This window comes from Pontibacter rugosus (genome assembly GCF_042678745.1).
GTDB lineage: Bacteria > Bacteroidota > Bacteroidia > Cytophagales > Hymenobacteraceae > Pontibacter > Pontibacter rugosus.
The window spans coordinates 1-2,997 of record NZ_JBHTLD010000346.1; the positions used below are offsets into that span (position 1 = coordinate 1).

Annotated in this window: 2 protein-coding genes; one reads left to right on the top strand and one right to left on the bottom strand. The window is 49.7% G+C overall.

Going from position 1 to position 2,997, the window contains the following annotated elements; genetic code table 11:
• Positions 1-180 precede the first annotated feature (180 nt).
• On the top strand, positions 181-1,392 hold the full coding sequence (locus tag ACFQ2O_RS20925; RefSeq protein WP_449301394.1) for an NADH-quinone oxidoreductase subunit D: 1,212 nt from the start codon (positions 181-183) through the stop codon (positions 1,390-1,392).
• A gap of 129 nt (positions 1,393-1,521) precedes the next feature.
• Here the strand turns inward: ACFQ2O_RS20925 and ACFQ2O_RS20930 are convergent, their stop codons facing one another.
• Entirely contained in the window at positions 1,522-2,895 is a 1,374-nt protein-coding gene (locus ACFQ2O_RS20930; protein ID WP_377532708.1) for a LutB/LldF family L-lactate oxidation iron-sulfur protein, read from the bottom strand.
• Between the last annotated feature and the right edge of the window lie 102 nt (positions 2,896-2,997).

The window sequence follows — 2,997 nt, forward strand, 5'->3', positions numbered from 1 at the left end:
CGTTCCGTCAGTTGACAACTACTGTGTGAGTACATTTACAAACTTACCTACGAATATACAATATATTCGTAGGTAAGTTTAGGAGTTTTGAATAATAGCCTCCGCAAACAAACCCCTGCACAAATCACCCTTTTTTCCGACCTTGCATGTAATTTCTAATTCAAAATTTCTAAGTCACAGTTGAGCCAGTCGACCATATACAAAAACTACCTGCTGCAGTCGGAGCCAAACAAGTTTAGCCTGGATGGGCTGAAAGCCGGTGAGATGATTGTGAACATGGGGCCGCAGCACCCGAGCACGCACGGTGTACTGCGCCTGGAGGTGGTTACCGACGGCGAGATCATACAGGAGGTGGTGCCGCACATTGGGTACCTGCACCGCTGCTTCGAGAAGCACGCCGAAAATATGGCTTATAACCAGACCATACCTTATGTAGACCGCATGGATTATCTGGCTGCCATGAATTCGGAGCATGTATGGTGCATGGGCGTGGAGAAACTGCTGGGCATTACGGACCAGATTCCGAAGCGGGTGGAGTACATACGTGTGCTGGTAACGGAGCTGAACCGCATTGCCTCGCACTTTGTGGCCATTGGTACCTACGCCATCGACATCGGGGCTTTTACGCCATTTCTGTGGCTGCTGCGCGACAGGGAGCATATACAGCGCCTGCTGGAGTGGGTAAGTGGTGCACGTATGTTGTACAACTATATCTGGGTAGGTGGTTTATACTATGACCTGCCGATAGGCTTTGAGGAGCGTTGTCGTGAATTTATAGAATACCTGCAACCGAAGCTTGATGAGCTGGATACGATACTGCTGAGCAACAAGATATTTATAGACCGCACGGCCAATGTGGGTGTGCTTCCGTTGGATGTGGCGATAAACTATGCTTGCTCCGGCCCCATGCTGCGAGGTTCTGGTTTAAAGCACGACCTGCGCCGTGTAGATGGCTACAGCGTTTATCCGGAACTGGAGTTTGAAGTACCAATAGGGCAGGGGCTGGCCGGCACTACCGGCGATTGCTGGGACCGTAATTATGTACGCGCCCTGGAGTGCCGCGAGTCTGTTAAGATCATCCGCCAGTGCCTCGATCAACTTACCGGCAACTATAAACGCACCCCCGATTTTGACCCTCAGGCTGCCTGCCCTAAGAAGATGCGCATGACGGGCAGTAAAGAATTATACTTCCGCGGCGAAACACCGCGGGGTGAACTTGGTTATTACTTCCGCACCACTGATAAAAGCGATGTGCCTTTCCGGGCCAAAGGCCGTGCCCCAAGCTTTGTAAACCTATCGGTACTGCACGAAATTAGCCGGGGCTGTATGGTGGCGGACTTGATTGCCATTGTAGGCTCAGTGGATATCGTGCTGGGCGAGGTGGATAGGTAGAATACGACCGTGGTTTCCGGCGTAAGCAGACGCTTGCGCCAGAAACTATTTCCTTGAATCCTGTCCATCTTATAATCCTGCAAATCCTGATTCAGACAAAAAAGGCCTGCTACAACAGCAGGCCTTTTTCTATCCTCTTTGCTCTTTCCAGAGCTGATTGAATGATTTTTTAGGTACGTGAAGCGGCTCACGTCGCTTGTTCCAGGTGTCCTTTAATACACGCTTCAAAACAAAGTTCTTAATACTGGCTGGAGCCAGGTTAAGTATGGTACGGCTTTTCATAGCCTTCACCCAAAACTTAAAAGCGGTTGTTTCCTGTCCCTCAGCCATACCCTGATCCACACTTTGTTTGCGGTTTAGCAACAGCAGGTTATGGATATTGATTTTAACCGGGCAAACTGATGTACAGGCACCGCAAAGGGAACTGGCAAAGCTTAGGTGCTTATTTTCTGCCATACCACTTAAATGCGGTGTGATAACAGAACCAATAGGGCCGCTATAGGTGGTTTCGTAGGTGTGGCCACCAATGTTCTTGTAAACAGGGCAGATGTTGAGGCAGGCTCCGCAGCGAATACAGTTCAGCGCCTCCCGCTTTTCTGGCAGGGCCAGCAGGTCAGTACGTCCGTTGTCAAGCAGCACCACATACATCTCCTCGGGGCCATCCTTCTCGCGTGGCTGGCGTGGGCCAGTAAAAATGGTGTTATAAACTGTCACATTCTGGCCAGTACCGCTGGTGCTCAAAAGAGGCCAGAACAGGTCCAGGTCCATGATAGACGGTATCATCTTTTCGATGCCAACAATAGCAATCTGCGTTTTTGGGAAGGTGGTGGAAAGGCGGGCATTACCTTCGTTCTCTGTTACTGCTACGCCGCCTACATCTGCAATCAGGAAATTGCCACCTGTTATACCTACCTCAGCCGAAGTATACTTCTCGCGCAGTAATTTACGCGCCACGGCTACCAGCTCTTCTGCATTATCGGTGGGAGGGATGCCCAGCTTGCGCACAAACAGCTCTGCAATGTCTTTTTTAGACATGTGCATAGCGGGTGTTACAATATGGTAAGGCCGCTGCTCTGCCAGCTGCACAATATACTCGCCCAGGTCCGTCTCTACCGTTTCAATGCCGTTTTTCTCAAGGAATTCGTTCAGGTGAATCTCCTCCGTAATCATGGACTTAGACTTCACAACTGAGCGGGCACGCTTGCGCTTCATAATCTCACCAATCTCTTTCAAAGCCTCCTGTGCATCGCGAGCCCAAATTACTTTGCCACCACGGGCAGTAAAGTTGGATTCGAACTCCATCAGGTACTTATCAAGGTTATTGATGGTATTGGTTTTTATAAAAGAGCCGCGCTCACGGGCCAGTTCATGGTCAGAGTACTGGGTGAGGCCACGCTGCACAGCGGCATTATACTTGCCGATGTTAAACTTGATAGTTGCGCGGTGGCCTTGGTCGAATGCTTTTGTCTCTGCGTCCTGCAGAAACTGTTTTAGTTTACTCATACTTATCTCCCCTACGTTTTTCCGGGTCAAAGGCTGCGTCTACAGCTACCCCTATAAAAGAAAAACACCCTTAAAGTTAGGGTGTTTTTCTTAATGAATTAT

Coding starts and splice junctions, on each gene's coding strand:
- ACFQ2O_RS20930 (WP_377532708.1), bottom strand. CDS start 2,895: ATGAGTAAACTAAAACAGTTTCTGCAGGACGCAGAGACAAAAGCATTC.